Origin of the sequence: Streptomyces mutabilis, assembly GCF_046628145.1 — a bacterium.
In the GTDB taxonomy this organism is placed as follows: domain Bacteria; phylum Actinomycetota; class Actinomycetes; order Streptomycetales; family Streptomycetaceae; genus Streptomyces; species Streptomyces mutabilis.
In genome coordinates this window covers 5,011,550-5,033,285 of sequence record NZ_CP176874.1, presented here as the reverse complement: position 1 = coordinate 5,033,285, position 21,736 = coordinate 5,011,550, and the positions used below count along the sequence as shown (strand labels likewise).

Here is a 21,736-nt window from a genome sequence, read left to right as displayed (position 1 = left end):
AGGGGCGGGGACCGGCGGGCGGCCGAGTACGCAGAGCTGCCGCCGCACGCCCGGTACCGGCACGTGCGGTGGCGGAACGGCCGACACCACGGCCCGTTCCGCCGGTGGCACGGGTGGTGCGTGCCCTGCGCCAGATGCCCAACCCACGGCTGACCGGGCTGGGCAGCGGCCTGTTCTGCGGGGCGGTGATGCTGGTGCTCGGGTTCCTCGACCAGGCGCTGTTCGGCGCTTCCCTGACGGTGTACGGCGTGCTGTTCCTGCCGGTGTGCCTGGTCACCGCGCTCTGGGTGCGCAGGGGTGACCTGCTGACCGCCCCCGTCGTCGTGCCGATCGCCTTCGCCGTGGGACTGGTGACCGTGGCCGAGAGCGGCAAGGGGGTGGGCGGGCGGCTCATGGGGCTGGTGACCGCCCTGGCCACCGAGGCCGGCTGGCTGTACGGCGGGACCCTGGTCGCCGGGTCCACGATGCTGGTGCGCCGGGTACGGATGCTGCGGCGGCGCCGGGCCGTCGCCGCCCGGGGCCGTACGCCCGTGTGACGGGCGGCTCCGGCCCGCGACGCCGACCTGCTCAGCCCGCGGACGACCTGCCCGCGCCCTCCGCGGCCCGCATCGCCGCGCCCACGATCCCCGCGTTGTTCTGCAGCTCGGCGGGGACGATCTCCGCCTTGATGCCCTCGATGTGGTGCAGGAACTTGTGGGCCTTGCGGCTGACCCCGCCGCCGATGATGAAGAGCTGCGGCGAGAACAGCATCTCGACGTGGGCGAGGTACTTCTGCACGCGGTGCGCCCAGTGCTCCCACGACAGGTCGTGGTCGTCCTTGGCCTTGCTGGAGGCGCGCGTCTCCGCGTCGTGGCCCTCCAGCTCCAGGTGTCCCAGCTCGCTGTTGGGGACGAGGACGCCGTCGGTGAAGACGGCGCTGCCGATGCCCGTACCGAAGGTGAGCAGGATGACCGTGCCCTCGCGGCCGCGTCCGGCGCCGAAGTGCATCTCGGCGACGCCCGCCGCGTCCGCGTCGTTGACCACCGTCACGTCGAGCCCGCCCAGCCGCTCGCCGAACAGGGCCCGCGCGTCCGTGTCCACCCAGCTCTTGTCGACGTTGGCCGCTGTGCGGACCGTGGCGCCGCCCGTCACCACGCCCGGGAAGGTCAGCCCCACCGGCCCGGTCCAGCCGAAGTGCTCGACGACCTCCTTCACCCCGTCGGCCACGCCGTCGGGGGTCGCCGGGTGCGGGGTCAGTACCTTGCAGCGCTCCTGGGCCAGGTCGCCCCTGTCGAGGTCCACAGGGGCGCCCTTGATCCCGGATCCGCCGATGTCCACGCCGAAGATCTGCATGGCACCACGTTACGACGGACGACTGACGGTCACGCCCCGGCCGTGCCGGAGGCGGTCGTGCCGGAGCCGCCGCGCTCCGCCATCAGCGCCGCGGCCTCCTCGCGCAGGTCGCGGCGGAGCTCCTTGGGCAGCGAGAAGGTGATCGACTCCTCGGCCGCCTTGACGATCTCCACGTCCTCGAAGCCGCGCTGCGACAGCCACTCCAGGACCTGCTCGACCAGCACGTCCGGGACGGAGGCGCCGGAGGTGACGCCGACCGTGGTCACGCCCTCCAGCCAGGACTCGTCGATCTCGTCGGCGAAGTCCACCAGGTAGGCGTCGCGCGCGCCCGCCTGCTTGGCGACCTCGACGAGGCGCTTGGAGTTCGAGGAGTTGCGCGAGCCGACGACGATCACCAGGTCGGCCTCGGCGCCCATCTGCTTGACCGCGAGCTGACGGTTCTGCGTGGCGTAGCAGATGTCGTCGCTCGGCGGGGAGATGAGCTGGGGGAACTTGTCCTTGAGGGCGTCGACGGTCTCCATGGTCTCGTCGACGGAGAGGGTGGTCTGGGAGAGCCAGACGACCTTGGACGGGTCGCGGACCTCGACCTTCGCCACGTCCTCGGGGCCGTCGACGAGCTGGATGTGGTCGGGTGCCTCGCCGGAGGTGCCGATGACCTCCTCGTGGCCCTCGTGGCCGATCAGGAGGATGTCGTAGTCCTCGTTGGCGAAGCGGACGGCTTCCTTGTGCACCTTGGTGACGAGCGGGCAGGTGGCGTCGATGGTGGCGAGCTTCCCGCGCTCGGCCTCCTCGTGGACCACGGGGGCCACGCCGTGCGCGGAGAACATCACGATGTTGCCCGGGGGGACCTCCTCCGTCTGCTCGACGAAGATCGCGCCCTTCTTCTCCAGGGTCTGGACGACGTACTTGTTGTGGACGATCTCGTGGCGGACGTACACCGGAGCCCCGTACTGCTCCAGGGCTTTCTCGACGGCGATCACGGCGCGGTCCACACCCGCGCAGTAGCCACGGGGGGCGGCGAGCAGGACACGGCGGCCAGGCGAAGCAGTCATGGCACCCATCGTAAGGCCGCGTTCGGCGGGTCAGAGATCGCGTGGGTGCGATGTCACCGGGGAGACTGACGGGGACGTCGACGGGGACGTGACGAGGCGGAGTCCGAGGCGCTGGCGGAGGCACGATGTCCGAGACCGGTACGGCGGCCCAGGGGGCCGGTGAGGAACACCAGCTCAAGCGGAGCCTGGGCTTCAGGGACCTTGTCGTCTACGGGCTGCTGTTCATCGCGCCGATGGCGCCGGTCGGTGTCTTCGGCACCCTGGACGCCAAGTCGCACGGCGCGGTGGCCCTCGTCTACGTCGTCGCCACGATCGCGATGGCGTTCACCGCGTTCAGCTACGCGCAGATGGTGCGGGTGGTCCCCCAGGCGGGGTCGGTGTTCGCGTACGCGCGCGTGGGGCTCGGGAACGGGGCCGGGTTCATCGCCGGCTGGATGGCGATGCTGGACTACGTCCTCATCCCGGCGGTGGCGTATCTCTTCTCCGGCATCGCGATGGAGGCGCTGGTCCCGGAGGTGTCGCGCTGGGTGTGGACGGCGCTCGCGGTGGTCGTCACGACCCTGCTGAACCTGTGGGGGGTGCGGGCGGCGGCCCGGGTGGGCTTCCTGGTGCTCGCCATGGAGATCGTGGTCCTGCTGGTCTTCGTGGTGGCGGCGATCGTGGTCCTCGCGCGCGACGGTGCCGAGCGGGGCTGGCTGTCGCCGCTGTCCGGGGACGGCACGCAGGGGGCGTTCGCGCTGTCGGCGGTGGTGGGCGCGGTGTCGGTGGCGGTGCTGTCCTACCTGGGCTTCGACGCGATCGCGACGTTCGCGGAGGAGGTCACCGGCGGTTCCGCGAAGGTCGCGCGGGCGCTCCTGTTCTGCCTGGTGCTGGCGGGCGTGCTGTTCGTGGCCCAGACGTACCTGGCGGCGCTGCTGGAGCCGGTGTCGTCGGCGCAGCTGGCGGCGGAGCCGGAGCGGCAGGGTTCGGCGTTCTACGACGCCGTGGACGCGTCGGTCGGGACGTGGCTGCACGACCTGGTGGCGGTGAGCAAGGCGATCGGCGCGGCGTTCGCGGCGCTGGCCGGTCAGGCGGCGGCGGGGCGGCTGCTGTTCGCGATGGGCCGCGACCGGCGGCTGCCGGGGGTGCTGTCGCGGACGTACTCGGGGGTGCCGCGCGTGGCGCTGCTGGTCTCCGCCGTGATCACCATGGTGGCGGCGGTGTGGGCGGCGCGACGCGACGACGGCCTCGACCACTTGGTCTCGGTGGTGGACGTCGGGGCGCTGACGGCCTTCACGCTGCTGCACGCGAGCGTGGTCGGCTGGTTCGTGGTCCGGCGCGGCGGGGACCCGGTGAGCTGGTGGCGGCACGCGCTGGTGCCGGTGCTCGGCGCGGCGATCACCGTCGCCGTGATCGTGGAGGCGTCGGCCACGGCGCAGGTGGTGGGGGCGATCTGGCTGGCGGTGGGGCTGGTGGTGCTGGCGGCGCAGGCGCGCGGGAGGAGGCGTGCGGAGGGGGTGTGAGGGGGCCGGTGGGCGGCGTGCGGCGGAGGCGCGAGACGAGCCCGGCGGGAAGCCTGCGGCGGAGGCGCGAGGCGAGCCGGCGGGAAGCCTGCGGCGGGCGTGTGAGGCGGGCCGGCGGGAGGAGCGGGGGCCGTTGGGTGCGGGCGGGCCGGGTTGTCGTACCCGGCCGTTACGCTCGGGCGCATGGCTGTTAACTCGACCCCCGAAAGCCCCCTGCCCGTGGGCGAGGTGTCACGGCTGATCGGGGGCTGGATCGACCGGCTCGGCGCGGTGTGGGTCGAGGGGCAGATCACGCAGTTGTCGCGGCGGCCGGGCGCGGGGGTCGTGTTCCTGACGCTGCGCGACCCGTCGCACGACATCTCCGTGAGCGTGACCTGCTACCGGCAGGTGTTCGACGCGGTGGCGGACGTGGTCGGCGAGGGCGCGCGGGTCGTCGTGCACGCGAAGCCGGAGTGGTACGCGCCGCGCGGGCAGCTGTCGCTGCGTGCGGCCGCGATCAAGCCGGTGGGTGTCGGGGAGCTGCTGGCCCGCCTGGAGCAGCTGAAGAAGTCGCTCGCGCGGGAGGGGCTGTTCGCGCAGGAGCGCAAGAAGCCGCTGCCGTTCCTGCCGCAGCTGATCGGCCTGGTGTGCGGGCGGGCCTCGGCGGCCGAGCGCGACGTACTGGAGAACGCCCGGCACCGCTGGCCCGCCGTCCGCTTCGAGGTGCGCAACGTCCCCGTGCAGGGCGTGCACGCGGTGCCGCAGGTGGTGCAGGCGGTGAAGGAGCTGGACGCGATCGACGACGTGGACGTGATCGTCGTCGCGCGCGGTGGCGGCAGCGTGGAGGATCTGCTGCCGTTCTCCGACGAGCAGCTGGTGCGGGCGGTCGCCGCCTGCCGTACGCCGGTCGTCTCGGCGATCGGCCACGAGCCGGACAGTCCCCTGCTGGACCTCGTCGCCGACCTGCGCGCCTCCACGCCGACCGACGCCGCGAAGAAGGTCGTGCCGGACGTCGGCGAGGAGTACGAGCGGGTGCGGCAGTTGCGGGACCGGGCGCGGCGGTGCGTGGCCGCGTTCGTCGACCGGGAGGAGCGGGGGCTGGCCCACGCGCTCACCCGGCCGTCGATACAGGACCCGCACCGGATGATCGACGAGCGGGCCGAGCAGGTGACGGCCCTGCTGGAGCGGGGTCGCCGTACGCTCCGGCACCACCTCGACCGGGCCGACTCCGAGCTGACGCACACCCACGCGCGCGTGGTGGCCCTCTCCCCCGCCGCGACCCTGAAGCGCGGGTACGCCGTGCTCCAGCGGGCCGACGGTCACGCCGTCCGTGACCCCGGCGAGGTGGAGACGGGCGAGACCCTGCGCGCCCGCGTCTCCGAGGGCGATTTCTCCGTACGAGTCGATGCGTAAGGTGAGTGGATGACCAGCGAGGTGGAGCAGTCGGCGGCCGTGTCCGAGGCGCTCGGGTACGAGCAGGCGCGGGACGAGCTGATCGAGGTCGTACGGCGGCTGGAGGCCGGCGGTACGACGCTGGAGGAGTCCCTCGCCCTGTGGGAGCGGGGCGAGGAGCTGGCGAAGGTCTGCCGCCGCTGGCTGGACGGCGCCCGCGCCCGGCTGGACGCGGCGCTGGCCGAGGAGGCGGAAGCGGCCGACGGGGACGAGGACCGCTAACCGGCCCCGTACGCCCTTCCTACTTGCCGGTGTCCTCGGCGAGCGTGTGCGCGACCAGCGCGTTGGCGTGTCCGTGGCCCAGGCCGTGCTCGGTCTTGAGCCAGGAGACGAGTTCCATGTGCTTGGTGAGCGGCGAGGAGCGGATCAGCTCCTTCCACTCCGCGACCGGACGGCCGTACTTCTTCTCGATCGACGGGAAGTAGGACGCGGGTCCCTTGACGGCGCTGGTGGTCATGGCGGTGTGCTCCCTCGGTGCCGGTGATGGTGTTCTGCCGTTTACGACCGCCGCCGGGACGAGAAGTCATCGCCGGCCGCCCGTGACCCGCGTCACTCCGCACTCGCACCTCTCCCCTTCACACGGGCCACCCTGTGAAGCGGATCACCACGATCCGGCTTTGGTTGAAGGTTGAACTTCTTTCGCGTAGCGTCGTCCTCGTCAACGGCTCCCCGCCGACCGGTACGGGGCCGACGCACACCCCCCGAGGAAGATCACGTATGTCTCTCGTCCTTGACCCCGCCGCCCAGGACCTGCTGTTCCGCGAGGCCCGCACCGCGAACACCTTCACCGACGAGCCGGTGACCGACGAGCAGGTGCAGGCGATCTACGACCTGGTCAAGTACGGCCCGACCGCCTTCAACCAGTCGCCGCTGCGCATCACGCTGGTCCGCTCCCCCGAGGCCCGCGAGCGCCTGGTCCAGCACATGGCCGAGGGCAACCGGCCCAAGACGGCCGCCGCCCCGCTGGTCGCGATCCTGTCGGCGGACAACGAGTTCCACGAGGAGCTGCCCCAGCTCTTCCCGCACTTCCCGCAGGCCAAGGACGCCTTCTTCAGCGAGCGTCCGGTGCGTGAGGGCGCCGCCGCCCTGAACGCCGCCATGCAGGCCGCGTACTTCATCGTCGGCGTCCGCGCCGCCGGGCTGGCCGCCGGCCCGATGACGGGCCTGGACTTCGACGGCGTCCGCAAGGAGTTCCTGGACGACGACCACACCCCGCTGATGGTCGTCAACATCGGCAGCCCGGGCCCGGACGCCTGGTTCCCGCGCTCCCCGCGGCTGGCCTACGAGCAGGTCGTCACGACGGTCTGAGGCCGACCCCGGCACGGACGAAGCCCCCGGCGCGGCGCCGGGGGCTTCCTCGTGTCCACGGAGTGCGGCGGTGGCTCAGGCCAGCTTCAGCGCCGCCGCCATCTCGCCCAGCTGCTCGAACGAGCCGGTGCCGGCGACGACCGTCGTCGCGCCCTTCACGCCGTCGGTGTCGTGCAGCACCAGCGCCTCGTACCGGCCGCCCGTGTACCGGGTCCACGTCCGGCCGCCGATCTCCTCGGTGGCCTCGGTCTTCCGCGCCCCCTGGCTGGCCTCCTCGATGAACTCGGCCGGCTTCTGCGTCGACTGCCCGACCGCCACGTACTCCCCGTCGGGGGCGTGGTAGCCCAGGTGCCAGGTGTTGTCCTCGGCGCCGCGGTAGCGGACGGAGGTCGGCTTCCACTCCTTGGGCAGCCCCTCGGGCGCCGCCACCGGGTACGGCGCGGCGCGGCGCGCGGTGGTCAGCTCGACCGTGTAGTCGACCCGCTTGAGGTCGGGCCCGCCGTCGTCGTCGTGCGGGATGAAGAGATACATGACCAGTCCCGCGAGAACGATGACCCCCAGGGAGAGGACCATGTCCCGGGCCGTCTTCTGCTTGCCGTTCGTACCTGCCACGCCCCCTATCGTCGCAGGTCCCCGATGTGCTCATACGTGGGGTCCCCTGCTCATTCTGTCGGACTGACGATAGAGTCATGGCCACACCCTCATCCGGCCGTCGTCGTATCAGAAAGGTGCGTTCCGATGACCGAGCATCATCTGCCCTCCGAGCTGGACGTCCCCTCGGAGGCCCCTGACCGCAACCTCGCCATGGAACTGGTTCGGGTGACCGAAGCCGCGGCGATGGCCGCCGGCCGCTGGGTCGGGCGCGGTGACAAGAACGGCGCCGACGGTGCCGCGGTGCGCGCCATGCGGACCCTCGTCCACACCGTCTCGATGAACGGCGTCGTCGTCATCGGCGAGGGCGAGAAGGACGAGGCCCCGATGCTCTTCAACGGGGAACGGGTCGGCGACGGCACCGGCGCCGAGGTCGACATCGCCGTCGACCCGATCGACGGCACCACGCTGACCGCCAAGGGCATGACCAACGCCATCGCGGTGCTGGCCGCCGCCGAGCGCGGCTCCATGTTCGACCCGTCGGCCGTCTTCTACATGGACAAGCTGGTCACCGGCCCGGAGGCCGCCGACTTCGTCGACATCAACGCCCCCGTGTCCGTGAACATCCGCCGGATCGCCAAGGCCAAGCGGCGCACCCCCGAGGACGTCACCGTCGTCATCCTCGACCGGCCCCGCCACCAGGGGCTGATCAAGGAGGTCCGGGAGACCGGCGCCCGCATCAAGCTCATCTCCGACGGCGACGTGGCCGGCTCCATCCTGGCGCTGCGCGAAGGCACCGGCATCGACCTGCTGCTCGGGGTCGGCGGCACGCCGGAGGGCATCATCTCGGCCTGTGCCGTGAAGTGCCTGGGCGGCACCATCCAGGGCAAGCTGTGGCCCAAGGACGACGAGGAGCGGCAGCGCGCGATCGACGCCGGGCACGACCTGGACCGGGTGCTGACCACCGACGACCTGGTCTCCGGGGACAACGTGTTCTTCGTCGCGACCGGCATCACCGACGGTGAGCTGCTGCGCGGGGTGCGGTACCGGTCCGAGACGGCGACGACCGACTCGATCGTGATGCGGTCGAAGTCGGGCACGGTGCGGCGGATCGACTCCGAGCACCGGCTGAGCAAGCTGCGGGCGTACAGCGCGATCGACTTCGACCGGGCGAAGTGACTCCGTCGGTCGTGCGGGGCGCCCTCTGAATCGGGGGCTTCCGTCTCGGCGGCGAGTGCGGGCGCGTCGTGGTCGGTCGCGCAGTCCCCGCGTCCCTCGGGTCGGCCGCAAACCGCGGCATCCGAAGGTGCGGGTGGTCCTGCCCGCACGGCACGCCCCGTCCCGGCATGAGAAGGGCACCCTCTGTGCGGAGAGGGTGCCCTTTCGTTCGGCTGGAATCTAACCGGCCGCCGCTATGCGTCCCGTGGTGCGGGCCGCCTTCTTGAGTTCGAGGTCGCGGCGGCGGCGCCTCGCCAGGACCACGCGGCGTTCGGCGGCGGTGAGGCCGCCCCAGACGCCGTAGGGCTCGGGCTGCAACAGGGCGTGCTCGCGGCACTCGACCATGACCGGGCAGCGGGCGCAGACCCGCTTGGCCGCCTCCTCGCGGGAGAGCCGGGCCGCGGTGGGTTCCTTGGAAGGGGCGAAGAACAGTCCGGCCTCGTCGCGCCGGCACACCGCCTCGGTGTGCCACGGAGCGTCCTGGTCCCTGTGCCGCACGGGCACCCGCTGGGCCGGAACGGCAGCTACCTGCAGGGACGAATGCGGCGGTTGCAGCACGGTCTACTCCTGACGACGGCTTCGCGAGCGAGAGACGATGCGTCAAGGCTTACCCGTTGTACGCGCGCCTATGCACAGGGTTTACGACCGGCGCGCGAGCCGCGCTACAGGTGCTTGCGCAAACCCTTCTCCACCTTGCGGTGCACCCGGTCGAGGATGTCCGCGACGAGCTTGCCGCGCTTCGGCCGCGCCTCGACGCTGCCCAGTACGGCCCAGCCGTCCACGTAGACGATGGGCGCCTCGGCCTCGGCGGAGTCGACGGCGTCCACCTCGAAGCTGCCGAGCACGCCGCCGCCCGCGCCGCGCAGCGACACGTTCTCCGGGACGCGCACCTCGACGCTGCCGAAGACGGAGAACGCCTTGATCACGACCTGCTGGTGCTCGAAGAGCGCCTCGGTGAGGTCGATCTCGACGCTGCCGAAGACCGCGTAGGCGTGGATACGGCGGCCGGCCCGCAGGCGGCCCCGGCGGACGGCGCTGCTGAAGACCGCGACCACGTTCTCGTCGGGTTCCGCCGGGACGGGGCCGGCGGCGGGGCGGTGGGGAGCCGGGGCGGCGGTGTGCCGGCCCGCGTGCGCGGCGGGCAGGTCCCGCACGAAGACGTCCAGCTCGCCGACCGTCCTGGCGGCCAGCACGCCCTCGACGCGCTCGGCGTGCTCGTCGGCGGTCAGCCGTCCCTCGGCGAGTGCGTCGCGGAGCATGTCGGCGATGCGGTCGCGGTCGGCGTCCGAGGCGCGCAGCTCGGAGACGCTCGGTGCGGTGGCGCGCGGTGCCGCGTCCTGCGTTGGGGCGTGCTTGTGAAGGTCCACGGCGACAGCGTACCGAAACGCGATAGATCGCGACTACCCCCTGTGGGCAACCTTCTCGCGAGCCGGCCGCGGACTACTGAGCCTTACCTCACAAGCTCGGCGGCGTGGGCAGGTTTTACGCTGGTTGGCGCTGCCGATGGAGGCCAGCCGTCGTTGCTGAGGAATCCAGCCGCGCGTGATGCCGAGTGAGGAATGGGCGAGATGCCTGAGTTCGCGTACACCGATCTGCTCCCCCAGGGAGAGGACACCACTCCGTACCGGCTGGTGACCTCCGAGGGTGTCTCCACCTTCGAGGCCGACGGGCGGACCTTCCTCAAGGTGGAGCCCGAGGCGCTGCGCAAGCTGGCCGAGGAGGCCATCCACGACATCCAGCACTACCTGCGCCCGGCCCACCTGGCGCAGCTGCGCCGCATCATCGACGACCCCGAGGCGTCGGGCAACGACAAGTTCGTGGCGCTGGACCTGCTGAAGAACGCGAACATCGCGGCGGCGGGCGTGCTGCCGATGTGCCAGGACACCGGCACGGCGATCGTCATGGGCAAGCGCGGGCAGAACGTGCTCACGGCCGGCGGCGACGAGGAGGCCCTGAGCCGGGGCATCTACGACGCCTACAAGAACCTGAACCTGCGCTACTCGCAGATGGCCCCGCTCACCATGTGGGAGGAGAAGAACACCGGCTCCAACCTCCCGGCCCAGATCGAGCTGTACGCGACCGACGGCGGCGCCTACAAGTTCCTGTTCATGGCCAAGGGCGGCGGCTCGGCCAACAAGTCGTTCCTCTACCAGGAGACCAAGGCCGTCCTGAACGAGTCCTCCATGATGAAGTTCCTGGAGGAGAAGATCCGCTCCCTCGGTACGGCCGCCTGCCCGCCGTACCACCTGGCGATCGTGGTCGGCGGCACGTCCGCCGAGTACGCGCTGAAGACCGCGAAGTACGCCTCCGCGCACTACCTGGACGAGATCCCGGCCGAGGGCTCGGAGCTGGGGCACGGCTTCCGGGACAAGGAGCTGGAGGAGAAGGTCTTCGAGCTGACGCAGAAGATCGGCATCGGCGCGCAGTTCGGCGGCAAGTACTTCTGCCACGACGTGCGCGTGGTGCGCCTGCCGAGGCACGGGGCGTCCTGCCCGGTCGCCATCGCCGTGTCCTGCTCGGCGGACCGGCAGGCGGTCGCGAAGATCACCGCCGAGGGCGTCTTCCTGGAGCAGCTGGAGACCGACCCGGCACGCTTCCTGCCGGAGACCACGGACGAGCACCTCGACGAGGCCGGTGACGTCGTCAAGGTCGACCTCAACCAGCCGATGGACGCCATCCTGGCCGAGCTGACGAAGCACCCGGTCAAGACCCGGCTGTCCCTGACCGGCCCGCTGGTCGTGGCCCGCGACATCGCGCACGCCAAGATCAAGGAGCGGCTGGACGCGGGCGAGGAGATGCCGCAGTACCTGAAGGACCACCCGGTGTACTACGCCGGGCCCGCGAAGACGCCGGAGGGGTACGCGTCCGGGTCCTTCGGTCCGACGACCGCCGGGCGCATGGACTCCTACGTGGAGCAGTTCCAGGCGGCGGGCGGCTCCAAGGTGATGCTGGCCAAGGGCAACCGGAGCAAGCAGGTCACCGACGCGTGCGAGGCGCACGGCGGCTTCTACCTCGGGTCGATCGGCGGACCGGCGGCGCGGCTCGCCCAGGACTGCATCAAGAAGGTCGAGGTCGTCGAGTACGAGGAGCTCGGCATGGAGGCGGTCTGGAAGATCGAGGTCGAGGACTTCCCGGCGTTCATCGTGGTGGACGACAAGGGCAACGACTTCTTCCAGGACCCGGCGCCGGCGCCGACCTTCACGACCATTCCGGTGCGCGGTCCCGGACTCGCCTGACGAGGACGGTGACGATCCGCCTCCACGGGGAACAGTGGTCCCGGCGCGGACGCTGTGACACGTGGAGGTGATCGTCGATGACCGACGAGCAGGACAGGACCGAGTACCGCACCGAGCACGACTCCATGGGCGAGGTGCGGGTGCCCGCCCACGCGAAGTGGCGGGCCCAGACGCAGCGCGCGGTGGAGAACTTCCCGGTCTCCGGGCAGCGCATCGAGCGCGCCCACATCGAGGCGCTCGCCCGGATCAAGGCCGCGGCGGCCAAGGTCAACGCCGAGCTGGGGGTCCTGGACAAGGACGTCGCCGCCGCGATCCAGGAGGCGGCGGCCGAGGTCGCCGAGGGGAAGTGGGACGCGCACTTCCCCGTGGACGTGTTCCAGACGGGGTCGGGGACCTCGTCCAACATGAACACCAACGAGGTCGTCGCCACCCTCGCCACCGAACGGCTCGGCCGGGACGTGCACCCCAACGACCACGTCAACGCCTCCCAGTCGTCCAACGACGTCTTCCCCTCCTCCATCCACATCGCCGCCACCGCCGCCGTCGCCCGTGACCTGATCCCGGCCCTCGACCACCTCGCCGGTGCCCTGGAGCGCAAGGCGGAGGAGTTCGCCGACGTGGTGAAGTCCGGGCGTACGCACCTCATGGACGCCACGCCGGTCACCCTGGGCCAGGAGTTCGGCGGGTACGCGGCCCAGGTGCGCTACGGCATCGAGCGGCTCCAGGCGTCCCTGCCGCGCCTCGCCGAGCTGCCGCTGGGCGGCACCGCCGTCGGCACCGGCATCAACACCCCGCCCGGCTTCTCCGCCGCCGTCATCGCGGAGGTGGCCCGCGCCACGGGGCTGCCGCTGACCGAGGCGCGGAACCACTTCGAGGCGCAGGGCGCCCGGGACGGCATCGTCGAGACCAGCGGGCAGCTGCGGACCATCGGCGTCGGACTGACGAAGATCGCCAACGATCTGCGGTGGATGGCGTCCGGGCCGCGGACCGGGCTCGCGGAGATCTCCCTGCCCGACCTCCAGCCGGGGTCGTCCATCATGCCGGGCAAGGTCAACCCGGTGATCCCCGAGGCCGTGCTCATGGTCGCCGCCCAGGTCACCGGCAACGACGCGACGGTCGCCGCCGCGGGCGCGGCCGGCAACTTCGAGCTGAACGTCATGCTGCCGGTCATCGCGAAGAACGTGCTGGAGTCGGTGCGGCTGCTGGCCAACGTCTCCCGGCTGCTCGCCGACCGCACGGTCGACGGCATCGTCGCGCACCGGGACCGGGCCCGGGAGTACGCCGAGTCGTCCCCGTCCGTCGTCACGCCGCTCAACAAGTACATCGGGTACGAGGAGGCCGCCAAGGTCGCCAAGAAGGCGCTGGCGGAGCGGAAGACGATCCGTCAGGTCGTGCTGGAGAACGGGTACGTCGAGCGCGGCGACCTCACGGACGAGCAGCTCGACGAGGCGCTGGACGTGCTGCGGATGACCCACCCGTGACCGGACGGGCGCCGACGGCCGTCACGCGCGCGGGCGCTCCTCGCGATCACCGGCGCGTCGGGTGGCGAGGGCACCTAATATCTGCCCATGGCAGACGGTGAGACGGTGGACGCGGCGGCGGCGGAGGCGGGCGGGACGGCGGGCCCCACGGAGTTCTGGACGCCCGGGAGCCACATCCTGTGGCGGTACCGGGAGAACGGCGGCCCGCACGTGCACATCGCGCGCCCCGTCACCGTCGTACGGGACGACGCGGAACTGCTCGCCGTATGGCTGGCGCCGGGCACCGAGTGCGTGAAGCCGGTGCTCGCCGACGGCACGTCCGTGCACCTGGAACCGCTGGTGTCGCGCTACACCAAGCCGCGCACGGTGCAGCGCGACCGGTGGTTCGGCACGGGTGTGCTGAAGCTGGCGCGGCCCGGTGCGCCCTGGTCGGTGTGGCTGTTCTGGGACCCGGGCTGGCAGTTCAAGAACTGGTACGTGAACCTGGAGGAGCCGCTCGCCCGCTGGGAGGGCGGTGTCGACTCCGAGGACCACTTCCTGGACATCTCCGTGCACCCGGACCGCAGCTGGCACTGGCGGGACGAGGACGAGTTCGCGCAGGCCCAGCGGGACCGGCTGATGGACGCCCCGCTGGCCGAGCGGGTGCGGCAGGCGGGGCGGGCCGCGGTGGCGGAGATCCGCGCCTGGGGCTCCCCGTACGCGGACGGCTGGGAGCACTGGCGTCCCGATCCGTCCTGGGAGGTACCGTCGCTCCCCGGGGACTGGGACCGGACGCCCGCGCACGTGTCCTCATGAGACCCTTGATGCGCCCCCGGGCAAGAAACGTAGGATCGTCCTCCGCAACCAGCAGGGCAGCAACCGGCGGAGCGTGCATCATGCTTGACCGATCGTCACCGAGGGGCGGCAGGACGTGAGCGAGAGGTACGCAGGCGACACGGGTGCGGGCCGCGGACGGTCCGCCGGTGACACAGGAACAGCCTCTGACCACGCGGGAATCCCGTTCCCGGGGCACGTATTCCGGGTATCGGGATTTCTGCGGGACGAACTGCACGCGCCGCGCGCAGTCCCGGACGGATGGATTCGACACGCGTGACGGAGCACCCGACCTCCTTCGACCGCCCGACGGCGGGCGGTGACCCCGCGGATCCCCGCGGGGCGCTCCTGCGTACCCCCGTGCCGCCGCGCGCCTCCGGGTCCGCGTTACCGGCACAGGGGCGTGCGGGACAGACGCCGCCCGCCTCAGGCGCGGGCGCCTTCGAGCACTCCCAGCCCGGCACCGAACCGGCCGCCGGAGCCGACACCCACCGCCCGCGGCCCACGCCGGACGGCGTCCCGTTGCAGCCCGGCGGTGCGCAGACCGGTGCGGGAGCCGGGGCCGGGACCGACCCCGGACCGGGGACACCGGCGCGGGCGGAGCGCCGTACCGGGCAGCTCACCGCGCCCGGCCGGCCCACGCCCATGCGCCGGGACGGGGACCGGCTCCGCTTCGTGGGAGCGGCGACCCGGCGGATCGCCCGGGGCATGGACCTCGACGAGATCGTGATGGGGCTGTGCCGGGCCACCGTGCCGACCTTCGCGGACGCCATCCTCGTCTACCTGCGCGAGCCGTTGCCGGTCGGCGACGAACGGCCCACCGGCCCGCTGGTGCTGCGGCTGCGGCGCACCGACCGGATCCCGGCCGAACGGGACACCGAGAACGGGTTCACCCCGGCGGCCCCGCCCGAACCCTCGGAGCTGGAGACGGTCGGCTCCGAGCTGTGCGAGGTGCGGCCGGGCAGCGCCCTCGCCGAGGTGCTGCGCGGGGTGCGCCCCGTCTTCACCGACACCCCCTCGGCCCGCGCCGCCCTGCCCGAGCTGCTCGGGGACGGGGGCGACTTCGCCGTGCCCGAGGGCCGGCGGGCCATCCTCGCGCCGCTGCGCGGCCGACGCCGGGTGATCGGCGCCGCCCTCTTCCTGCGCGGCCCCGAGCGCATCGCCTTCGAGGCCGACGACCTGCTCGTCGCCGCCCAGCTCGCCACGCACAGCGCGCTCGGCATCGACAAGGCGGTGCTGTACGGCCGCGAGGCGTACATCGCCGACGAGTTGCAGCGCACCATGCTCCCGGAGAACCTGCCGCGCTGCACCGGCGTGCGGCTGGCCTCCCGCTACCTCCCGGCCGCCGAGACGGCGCGGGTCGGCGGTGACTGGTACGACGCGATCCCGCTGCCCGGCAGCCGCGTCGCGCTGGTCGTCGGTGACGTGATGGGCCACTCCATGACGTCGGCCGCCATCATGGGCCAGCTGCGGACCACCGCGCAGACCCTGGCCGGGCTCGACCTGCCGCCGCAGGAGGTGCTGCACCACCTCGACGAGCAGGCCCAGCGCCTGGGCACCGACCGCATGGCGACCTGCCTGTACGCCGTCTACGACCCGGTCTCGCACCGCATCACCGTCGCCAACGCCGGCCACCCGCCGCCGGTGCTGCTCCACCTGGGCGGCCACGCCGAGGTGCTGCGGGTGCCGGCCGGCGCTCCGATCGGCGTGGGCGGCGTGGACTTCGAGGCCGTGGAGCTGGACGCCCCCGCGGGCGCCACCCTGCTGCTCTACACCGACGGGCTGGTCGAGTCCCGGCTGCGCGACGTGTGGACCGGCATAGAGCAGCTGCGGGAGCGCCTCGCCGTCACCGCGCAGCTCACCGGCCCCGACCATCCGCCGCCCCTGGAAGCCCTGTGCGACGAGGTGCTGGACATGCTCGGGCCGGGCGACCGGGACGACGACATCGCGCTGCTCGCCGCCCGCTTCGACGGCATCGCGCCCAGCGACGTGGCGTACTGGTTCCTGGAGCCCGACGACACCGCTCCGGGACGGGCCCGGCGGCTGGCCCGGCGCTCCCTGGCCCGCTGGGGCATGGAGGACCTGACGGACTCCGTGGAGCTGCTGGTCAGCGAGGTCGTGACCAACGCCGTGCGGTACGCCACCAAGCCGGTCACCCTGCGGCTGCTGCGCACGGACGTGCTGCGCTGCGAGGTCGGCGACGACGTGCCGCAGCTGCCGCGGCTGCGGCAGGCGCGGGCCACGGACGAGGGCGGGCGCGGACTGTACCTGGTGAACCGGCTGGCCCGGCGCTGGGGAGCGACCCGGCTGAGCACCGGGAAGGTGGTCTGGTTCGAGCTGAACCGGGGCTGAGCCGCCGTCCGCACGTGAAAGGGCGCCCGGTGTTCGCCGGGCGCCCTTTCACGTGACTGCGCAGGTTACCGTTCCTCGCGGTCCCCGCCCGGGAAGAGCGGGTTCTCCGGTTCCGTGGACTGTCCGTCCGTCGGCGGTTCGGTGGACGGGCTGTTCGACGGGGACTGGCTCGGCGACTGGGTCGGCGACTCGGTCTCCGGCGCCTCGGACGTCGGCTCCTGGGACGTCGGCGCCTCGGTCTCGGGCGGCTCGGTCGTCTCCTCCTGGGTCGGCGACCGGGTCGGCGACTGGCTCTGCGTCGGCGTGGTGCTCGGCTTCACCGCGTTGCCCTGCTTGGTCTCCAGGTCGAACTCGGTGACCTCGCCCATCACGCCGAAGGTGTACGCGGCCCAGATCTCCGCCGGGAAGCCACCACCGTTGACGCGGTAGTCGACGCCACCCGCCTTGTACATGGGGACCTGCGGGTGCGGCGCCTTGTCGTCCTCGCCGAACAGGCCGACCGAGGTGACCAGTTCGGGCGTGTACCCGGAGAACCAGGCCGACTTGTTGTTGTCGGACGTGCCCGTCTTGCCGGCGACCGTCTGGCCGTCGCGCATCGGGTTGTCCCGCACCGATACCTTGGCCGTACCGTCGTCGACCACGCCGGTGAGCACGGAGGTCACCGTGTCGGCGGCCTCGCGGCTGATGACCTGCTCGCCGATCGGGTCGGGGAACTCCACCGTGCGGTCCTTGTGCTCGACCGACTTCACGACGGCCGGGGTGACCTTCTTGCCGTGGTTGTCGAGGGTGGCGTAGACGCCGGCCATCTCCAGCGGGCTCGCGCCCATACTGCCCAGGGTCTGGGCGGGCACGGCCTGCACGCCCTCGGTGTCCATGCCGAGGTCGCCCGCCGTCTTCATGACCTGGTCCATGCCGACGTCGATGCCCATCTGCGCGAAGACGGAGTTGACGGACTTGTTCATCGCCTCCTGGACGGTGATGTCGCCGTAGCTCTTGTCGTCCTCGTTGGGGGGTGCGAAGCCGACCTCGCGGTCGCCGTCCATGACGGGGCGCTCGCTGGTGCCGTCGTAGATCGTGTTGGCCGTGATGGGCACGCCGTCCTGGGTCTCGGCGTCCTGGTCGACGGCCGCGGCGAGGATCAGAGGCTTGAAGGTCGAGGCGGGCTGGTAGTCGTCACGGGTGGCGTTGTTGGTGAAGTGCTTCACGTAGTCCACGCCGCCGTACATCGCCACGACGCCGCCCGTCTTCGGGTCGACGGAGACGGCGCCGGCCTGGACGTCGGCGTCGACCTCGCGCTTGTCGGGGTCGAGCTTGCTGGTGAGCTTGGTCTTGACGGCCTTCTCCAGCTCCGCCTGCTTCTTCTTGTCGATGTTGAGGGTGACGGTGTAGCCGCCTAGGTCCACGAGGGCCTTGGCCTGCTCCATGTCCTCCGCGGCGCCCTGGGCGACGAGCTGCTTCTTGAGCGCGAAGTTGGCCGCGTCCACCAGGTACCCGGTCTGACCCTCCATGCCGGCGGCGGTCTTGGGTTCCTTCGGCTCGGGGAACTTCATGCTCTGGCGGTCGGCCTGGCTCAGCCAGTCCTCCTCGACCATGTTGTCCAGGACGTAGTTCCAGCGCTCCTGGACGAGCTTCTTGCCGGTGTCGGTGGCGATCGCCCAGTCGTACTGGTTCGGCGCCTGGAGCAGCGCGGCGAGGTACGCGCCCTGTTCGACGGTCAGGTCCTCGGCGTCGACGCGGTAGTAGGCCTGGGCGGCGGCCTGGATGCCGTAGGCGCCGCGGCCGTAGTAGCTGGTGTTGATGTAGCCGGCGAGGATGTAGTCCTTGGACTTCTCCCGGTCCAGCTTCAGGGAGATGACCAGTTCCTTCAGCTTGCGCGAGACCGTCTGTTCCTGGGACAGGTAGTAGTTCTTGACGTACTGCTGGGTGATCGTCGAACCGCCCTGCGCGCCCTTGCCCGAGAGGGTGTTCAGCACGCCGCGCGCCGTGCCCTTGAGGTCGACGCCGGAGTCCTTGTAGAAGGTCTTGTTCTCGGCGGCGACGAAGGTGCGCTGGACCTCCTTGGGCACCTTGGCCAGGTCGACGATCTCGCGGTTGCGCTCGCCGGTGCGGGCCATGATGCTGCCGTCGCTGTACTTGTAGACGTTGCTCTGCAGCTCCGCCTCGGGGTTCCCCTCGGGGATGTCGATGACCAGGTACAGCACGATGAAGGAGCCCATGCCGAGCAGGCAGAGGCCGAAGAACGCGCCCAGGATCTTCTTCCAGGTGAACAGCCGGCGTATGCCGCTCTTCCCGCCGGCCCCCGACGAACGGCGGCGCTTCGGCGCCGCGCGGCGGCCACCGCGCTGTCGCGCTCTTCTCTCTTCCGCTCGTCCCATGGGTCCGATCCGCTCCGCTTCGTTCATCTGTGGGCACGTCCTGCTCACATGTCACACAGGTTCGTCGCTCAGGTCAGCTCAGAAAGCTAACACCGGGAGATATGACAAACGCCTGCCGATCCGGCCTTGTGCGGACGTGAGAATCAGCACCCGTTCCCTTGGAACCGACGTACGAGAGGGGTTGAGGGTTGCCGTTCGAGGGTAAAGTGATATCACTTAGATAGGTTCGAGATAGACACACGGGCGTGCTCCGGCACGTCCGCCGAGAACGGGGGATCCATCGTGTCCGCACCCAACGCGCACGACACTTCGCAGGTCAGAGCGGATGTACCGGAGATGCCGACGCCACGCGTACGCGAGACGCAGGCGAACAGCATCGGTGGCGGCATGGCCCTGCTGCTGGGGCTGCTGGGACTGGTGGCCGGCGCCGGCCTGATCGCCGCGGCCACCGCGGTCTCGTCGACCGGGGGCAAGGCGGCTCTGATCGTCGCGGGCATCGTGGTGGCCCTGGCCGCCTTCCTCGCGATGTGCGGGCTGAACATGGTGGCGCCGGGCGAGGCCCGGGTGGTGCAGCTCTTCGGTCGGTACCGGGGGACGATCCGCCAGGACGGGCTGCGCTGGGTGAACCCGCTGACCTCGCGCACCAAGATCTCGACGCGGGTGCGGAACCACGAGACGGCGGTGCTGAAGGTGAACGACGCCTACGGCAACCCGATCGAGCTCGCGGCGGTCGTGGTGTGGCGGGTGGAGGACACCGCGCAGGCCACCTTCGAGGTGGACGACTACGTCGAGTTCGTCTCCACGCAGACCGAGGCGGCCGTGCGGCACATCGCCATCGAGTACCCGTACGACGCCCACGACGAGGACGGCCTCTCCCTGCGCGGCAACGCCGAGGAGATCACCGAGAAGCTCGCCGTCGAGCTGCACGCGCGCGTGGAGGCGGCCGGCGTGCAGATCGTCGAGTCCCGCTTCACCCACCTCGCGTACGCGCCGGAGATCGCCTCGGCGATGCTCCAGCGGCAGCAGGCCGGCGCGGTGGTCGCGGCCCGGCGACAGATCGTGGACGGCGCGGTCGGCATGGTCGAGGCGGCGCTCGCCCGGATCAGCGAGCAGGACATCGTGGAGTTGGACGACGAGCGCAAGGCGGCGATGGTGTCCAACCTGATGGTCGTGCTCTGCGGGGACCGCGCCGCCCAGCCGGTCCTGAACACCGGGACGCTCTACCAGTGACGGGTCGGTCCGAGGGGTCTCCGGCCGAGGGGTCTCCGTCCGAGGGCCTCCCGAGCGAGGCGTCTCCGTCCGAGGGGCCCCCGTCCGAAGGCTCGCCGCCCGAGGGACCCGGCTCCGGGGGCCAGGCCCCGAAGCGTCGGCCGCAGCAGCAGCGCAAGCAGGTGCTGCTGCGGCTGGACCCCCAGGTGTACGAGGCGCTGGCCAGGTGGGCGGGCGACGAGCTGCGCTCGGCCAACGCCCAGATCGAGTTCCTGCTCCGCCGGGCCCTGGCGGAGTCGGGCCGGCTGCCCGGCGGGGCCGGACCGCTGCCGCGCCGGGGGCGCCCGCCGCGGCGCCCCGGGCCGGGGTCCACACCACCGGCGTAGGAGACGGACGGCACGGCAGGCGTCGCCCCGTGCCGCGCAGCCGCGTCACCGCATCCCTGCGGAGGCGCGGCTTCCGTCGTAGCGGAACCGTGACAATCGCCTCCGACCTGGGAGTCCGTACGTCTGGGCACGTTCTCTGCACCGTGCGTATACATGGCGCGTATACACCGTGTGTAGAGTCGTCGGCATGTCCATCGGTCACACCCTCCTGGGTCTCCTGGAGTCCGGGCCGCGCCACGGTTACGACCTCAAGCGCGCCTTCGACGAGAAGTTCGGTCACGACCGGCCGCTGCACTACGGCCAGGTCTACTCGACGATGTCCCGTCTGCTGAAGAACGGCCTGGTCGTCGTCGACGGCATCGAGACCGGCGGCGGTCCCGAGCGGAAGCGGTACGCGATCACCGACGCGGGGATCACCGACGTACAGCGGTGGCTCGCCACGCCTGAGAAGCCCGAGCCGTACCTCCAGTCGACGCTGTACACGAAGGTCGTCCTCGCGCTGCTCACCCACCGCGACGCCGCCGACATCCTCGACACCCAGCGCTCGGAGCACCTGCGCAGCATGCGCATCCTGACCGACCGCAAGCGCAAGGGCGACCTCGCGGACCAGCTCATCTGCGACCACGCCCTGTTCCATCTGGAGGCCGACCTGCGGTGGCTGGAGCTGACCGCGGCGCGCCTCGACAAGCTCCGTGAGGCGGTGGCCCGATGACTCCTCCCGCAGGTTCGCTGCTCTCGGCCGAGCAGCTCCGCAAGGCCTACGGCCCGACCCTCGCCCTCGACGGCGCCGAGTTCTCCATCCACCCCGGCGAGGTCGTCGCCGTGATGGGTCCCTCCGGGTCCGGCAAGTCGACGCTGCTGCACTGCCTCGCCGGCATCGTGCCGCCCGACTCGGGGACGATCACGTACAACGGGCGCGAACTGTCCGCCATGAACGACTCCCAGCGCAGTGCGCTGCGCCGCTCCGAATTCGGGTTCGTGTTCCAGTTCGGGCAGCTCGTGCCGGAGCTGACCTGCGTGGAGAACGTCGCACTGCCGCTGCGGCTGAACGGCACCCCCCGCAAGGAGGCCGAGCGGACCGCGCTGAGCTGGATGGAGCGGCTGGAGGTCGACGACCTCAAGAAGAAGCGGCCCGGCGAGGTCTCCGGCGGCCAGGGGCAGCGGGTCGCGGTGGCGCGGTCGCTGGTCACCAGCCCCCGCGTGCTCTTCGCCGACGAGCCGACCGGCGCGCTGGACTCCCTCAACGGGGAGCGCGTCATGGAACTGCTCACGGACGCCGCCCGCTCCACCAACGCCGCCGTCGTGCTGGTCACGCACGAGGCGCGGGTGGCCGCCTACTCCGACCGCGAGATCGTCGTACGCGACGGCAGGTCCAGGGACATGGAGCGGGCCGTATGAGCGTGCCCACACGAGAGAGGCCGCCGGCCCTGGCCGCGGGAGAGGCCCCGCG

General features: G+C 71.5%; 21 protein-coding genes. 14 read left to right on the top strand and 7 right to left on the bottom strand.

Annotation, left to right across the window (positions count from 1 at the left end):
* Nucleotides 1-134: 134 nt before the first annotated feature.
* Nucleotides 135-536 (top strand): DUF6542 domain-containing protein, encoded by a 402-nt coding sequence (locus ACLIN4_RS22835; protein WP_411576156.1) that lies wholly within the window; start codon nucleotides 135-137, stop codon nucleotides 534-536.
* A gap of 31 nt (nucleotides 537-567) precedes the next feature.
* Here the strand turns inward: ACLIN4_RS22835 and ppgK are convergent, their stop codons facing one another.
* Entirely contained in the window at nucleotides 568-1,332 is a 765-nt protein-coding gene (gene ppgK, locus ACLIN4_RS22830; protein WP_289904241.1) for a polyphosphate--glucose phosphotransferase, read from the bottom strand.
* A 29-nt stretch (nucleotides 1,333-1,361) separates the two neighbouring features.
* Nucleotides 1,362-2,393: a 4-hydroxy-3-methylbut-2-enyl diphosphate reductase gene (locus ACLIN4_RS22825; protein WP_100046187.1), complete on the bottom strand. Its 1,032-nt coding sequence runs from the start codon at nucleotides 2,391-2,393 to the stop codon at nucleotides 1,362-1,364.
* A gap of 116 nt (nucleotides 2,394-2,509) precedes the next feature.
* Here ACLIN4_RS22825 and ACLIN4_RS22820 point away from each other — a divergent pair, with 116 nt between their 5' ends.
* The 3 genes from ACLIN4_RS22820 to ACLIN4_RS22810 all read left to right on the top strand — a co-directional run bounded on the left by ACLIN4_RS22820 (nucleotide 2,510) and on the right by ACLIN4_RS22810 (nucleotide 5,539).
* Nucleotides 2,510-3,886, top strand: coding sequence for an APC family permease (locus tag ACLIN4_RS22820; RefSeq protein ID WP_289904244.1), 1,377 nt, complete (start codon nucleotides 2,510-2,512; stop codon nucleotides 3,884-3,886).
* Nucleotides 3,887-4,069: 183 nt separating this feature from the next.
* Nucleotides 4,070-5,278, top strand: coding sequence for an exodeoxyribonuclease VII large subunit (gene xseA, locus ACLIN4_RS22815; protein ID WP_289904246.1), 1,209 nt, complete (start codon nucleotides 4,070-4,072; stop codon nucleotides 5,276-5,278).
* A 9-nt stretch (nucleotides 5,279-5,287) separates the two neighbouring features.
* Nucleotides 5,288-5,539, top strand: a complete 252-nt coding sequence (locus ACLIN4_RS22810) for an exodeoxyribonuclease VII small subunit (protein ID WP_381939014.1) — start codon at nucleotides 5,288-5,290, stop codon at nucleotides 5,537-5,539.
* Nucleotides 5,540-5,558: 19 nt separating this feature from the next.
* Here ACLIN4_RS22810 and ACLIN4_RS22805 read toward each other — a convergent pair whose 3' ends face one another.
* Nucleotides 5,559-5,774, bottom strand: a complete 216-nt coding sequence (locus ACLIN4_RS22805) for a DUF4287 domain-containing protein (RefSeq protein WP_100048278.1) — start codon at nucleotides 5,772-5,774, stop codon at nucleotides 5,559-5,561.
* Nucleotides 5,775-6,034: 260 nt separating this feature from the next.
* Between ACLIN4_RS22805 and ACLIN4_RS22800 the strand changes: the two genes are divergently transcribed.
* Nucleotides 6,035-6,625, top strand: a complete 591-nt coding sequence (locus ACLIN4_RS22800) for a malonic semialdehyde reductase (protein WP_411576155.1) — start codon at nucleotides 6,035-6,037, stop codon at nucleotides 6,623-6,625.
* Nucleotides 6,626-6,700: 75 nt separating this feature from the next.
* Here ACLIN4_RS22800 and ACLIN4_RS22795 read toward each other — a convergent pair whose 3' ends face one another.
* On the bottom strand, nucleotides 6,701-7,237 hold the full coding sequence (locus ACLIN4_RS22795; protein ID WP_100048277.1) for a DUF4245 domain-containing protein: 537 nt from the start codon (nucleotides 7,235-7,237) through the stop codon (nucleotides 6,701-6,703).
* 126 nt (nucleotides 7,238-7,363) lie between these two features.
* Between ACLIN4_RS22795 and glpX the strand changes: the two genes are divergently transcribed.
* Nucleotides 7,364-8,395 (top strand): class II fructose-bisphosphatase, encoded by a 1,032-nt coding sequence (gene glpX / locus ACLIN4_RS22790; RefSeq protein ID WP_019329205.1) that lies wholly within the window; start codon nucleotides 7,364-7,366, stop codon nucleotides 8,393-8,395.
* 219 nt (nucleotides 8,396-8,614) lie between these two features.
* On the opposite strand, the gene ACLIN4_RS22785 is transcribed toward glpX, so the two are convergent.
* Both ACLIN4_RS22785 and ACLIN4_RS22780 read right to left on the bottom strand, forming a co-directional pair.
* Entirely contained in the window at nucleotides 8,615-8,992 is a 378-nt protein-coding gene (locus tag ACLIN4_RS22785) for a WhiB family transcriptional regulator (protein WP_043380407.1), read from the bottom strand.
* A 104-nt stretch (nucleotides 8,993-9,096) separates the two neighbouring features.
* Nucleotides 9,097-9,801 (bottom strand): DUF1707 SHOCT-like domain-containing protein, encoded by a 705-nt coding sequence (locus ACLIN4_RS22780; RefSeq protein WP_289904270.1) that lies wholly within the window; start codon nucleotides 9,799-9,801, stop codon nucleotides 9,097-9,099.
* A 201-nt stretch (nucleotides 9,802-10,002) separates the two neighbouring features.
* Here ACLIN4_RS22780 and ACLIN4_RS22775 point away from each other — a divergent pair, with 201 nt between their 5' ends.
* The 4 genes from ACLIN4_RS22775 to ACLIN4_RS22760 all read left to right on the top strand — a co-directional run bounded on the left by ACLIN4_RS22775 (nucleotide 10,003) and on the right by ACLIN4_RS22760 (nucleotide 16,316).
* The gene (locus tag ACLIN4_RS22775; RefSeq protein WP_179342727.1) at nucleotides 10,003-11,670 is read left to right on the top strand and encodes a fumarate hydratase; all 1,668 of its coding nucleotides are present in this window, start codon (nucleotides 10,003-10,005) and stop codon (nucleotides 11,668-11,670) included.
* 77 nt (nucleotides 11,671-11,747) lie between these two features.
* Nucleotides 11,748-13,151 (top strand): class II fumarate hydratase, encoded by a 1,404-nt coding sequence (locus ACLIN4_RS22770; protein ID WP_290014198.1) that lies wholly within the window; start codon nucleotides 11,748-11,750, stop codon nucleotides 13,149-13,151.
* An 87-nt stretch (nucleotides 13,152-13,238) separates the two neighbouring features.
* On the top strand, nucleotides 13,239-13,946 hold the full coding sequence (locus ACLIN4_RS22765) for a DUF402 domain-containing protein (protein ID WP_289904273.1): 708 nt from the start codon (nucleotides 13,239-13,241) through the stop codon (nucleotides 13,944-13,946).
* Nucleotides 13,947-14,225: 279 nt separating this feature from the next.
* Nucleotides 14,226-16,316, top strand: a complete 2,091-nt coding sequence (locus ACLIN4_RS22760) for a SpoIIE family protein phosphatase (RefSeq protein WP_179342726.1) — start codon at nucleotides 14,226-14,228, stop codon at nucleotides 16,314-16,316.
* Between the two features lie 65 nt (nucleotides 16,317-16,381).
* Here ACLIN4_RS22760 and ACLIN4_RS22755 read toward each other — a convergent pair whose 3' ends face one another.
* Nucleotides 16,382-18,691, bottom strand: coding sequence for a transglycosylase domain-containing protein (locus tag ACLIN4_RS22755; RefSeq protein WP_179342725.1), 2,310 nt, complete (start codon nucleotides 18,689-18,691; stop codon nucleotides 16,382-16,384).
* A gap of 336 nt (nucleotides 18,692-19,027) precedes the next feature.
* On the opposite strand from ACLIN4_RS22755, the gene ACLIN4_RS22750 reads away from it, so the two are divergent.
* From ACLIN4_RS22750 to ACLIN4_RS22735, 4 genes are all read left to right on the top strand, one after another.
* Entirely contained in the window at nucleotides 19,028-19,921 is an 894-nt protein-coding gene (locus ACLIN4_RS22750; protein WP_100048271.1) for an SPFH domain-containing protein, read from the top strand.
* Nucleotides 19,918-20,286: a hypothetical protein gene (locus ACLIN4_RS22745; protein ID WP_381939008.1), complete on the top strand. Its 369-nt coding sequence runs from the start codon at nucleotides 19,918-19,920 to the stop codon at nucleotides 20,284-20,286. The genes ACLIN4_RS22750 and ACLIN4_RS22745 overlap by 4 nt, the downstream gene beginning before the upstream one ends.
* A 187-nt stretch (nucleotides 20,287-20,473) precedes the next feature.
* On the top strand, nucleotides 20,474-20,998 hold the full coding sequence (locus tag ACLIN4_RS22740) for a PadR family transcriptional regulator (RefSeq protein ID WP_100048270.1): 525 nt from the start codon (nucleotides 20,474-20,476) through the stop codon (nucleotides 20,996-20,998).
* Nucleotides 20,995-21,684, top strand: a complete 690-nt coding sequence (locus tag ACLIN4_RS22735) for an ABC transporter ATP-binding protein (RefSeq protein WP_107480318.1) — start codon at nucleotides 20,995-20,997, stop codon at nucleotides 21,682-21,684. Before ACLIN4_RS22740 ends, ACLIN4_RS22735 begins: the two co-directional genes overlap by 4 nt.
* Nucleotides 21,685-21,736 lie beyond the last annotated feature (52 nt).

Bases quoted from the DNA above. Each gene is read 5' to 3' on its own strand.
- ACLIN4_RS22835 (WP_411576156.1), top strand. From the start codon at position 135: ATGCCCAACCCACGGCTGACCGGGCTGGGCAGCGGCCTGTTCTGCGGG.
- ppgK (WP_289904241.1), bottom strand. From the start codon at position 1,332: ATGCAGATCTTCGGCGTGGACATCGGCGGATCCGGGATCAAGGGCGCC.
- ACLIN4_RS22825 (WP_100046187.1), bottom strand. From the start codon at position 2,393: ATGGGTGCCATGACTGCTTCGCCTGGCCGCCGTGTCCTGCTCGCCGCC.
- ACLIN4_RS22820 (WP_289904244.1), top strand. From the start codon at position 2,510: ATGTCCGAGACCGGTACGGCGGCCCAGGGGGCCGGTGAGGAACACCAG.
- xseA (WP_289904246.1), top strand. From the start codon at position 4,070: ATGGCTGTTAACTCGACCCCCGAAAGCCCCCTGCCCGTGGGCGAGGTG.
- ACLIN4_RS22810 (WP_381939014.1), top strand. From the start codon at position 5,288: ATGACCAGCGAGGTGGAGCAGTCGGCGGCCGTGTCCGAGGCGCTCGGG.
- ACLIN4_RS22805 (WP_100048278.1), bottom strand. From the start codon at position 5,774: ATGACCACCAGCGCCGTCAAGGGACCCGCGTCCTACTTCCCGTCGATC.
- ACLIN4_RS22800 (WP_411576155.1), top strand. From the start codon at position 6,035: ATGTCTCTCGTCCTTGACCCCGCCGCCCAGGACCTGCTGTTCCGCGAG.
- glpX (WP_019329205.1), top strand. From the start codon at position 7,364: ATGACCGAGCATCATCTGCCCTCCGAGCTGGACGTCCCCTCGGAGGCC.
- ACLIN4_RS22775 (WP_179342727.1), top strand. From the start codon at position 10,003: ATGCCTGAGTTCGCGTACACCGATCTGCTCCCCCAGGGAGAGGACACC.
- ACLIN4_RS22770 (WP_290014198.1), top strand. From the start codon at position 11,748: ATGACCGACGAGCAGGACAGGACCGAGTACCGCACCGAGCACGACTCC.
- ACLIN4_RS22765 (WP_289904273.1), top strand. From the start codon at position 13,239: ATGGCAGACGGTGAGACGGTGGACGCGGCGGCGGCGGAGGCGGGCGGG.
- ACLIN4_RS22760 (WP_179342726.1), top strand. From the start codon at position 14,226: ATGGATTCGACACGCGTGACGGAGCACCCGACCTCCTTCGACCGCCCG.
- ACLIN4_RS22755 (WP_179342725.1), bottom strand. From the start codon at position 18,691: ATGGGACGAGCGGAAGAGAGAAGAGCGCGACAGCGCGGTGGCCGCCGC.
- ACLIN4_RS22750 (WP_100048271.1), top strand. From the start codon at position 19,028: ATGCCGACGCCACGCGTACGCGAGACGCAGGCGAACAGCATCGGTGGC.
- ACLIN4_RS22740 (WP_100048270.1), top strand. From the start codon at position 20,474: ATGTCCATCGGTCACACCCTCCTGGGTCTCCTGGAGTCCGGGCCGCGC.
- ACLIN4_RS22735 (WP_107480318.1), top strand. From the start codon at position 20,995: ATGACTCCTCCCGCAGGTTCGCTGCTCTCGGCCGAGCAGCTCCGCAAG.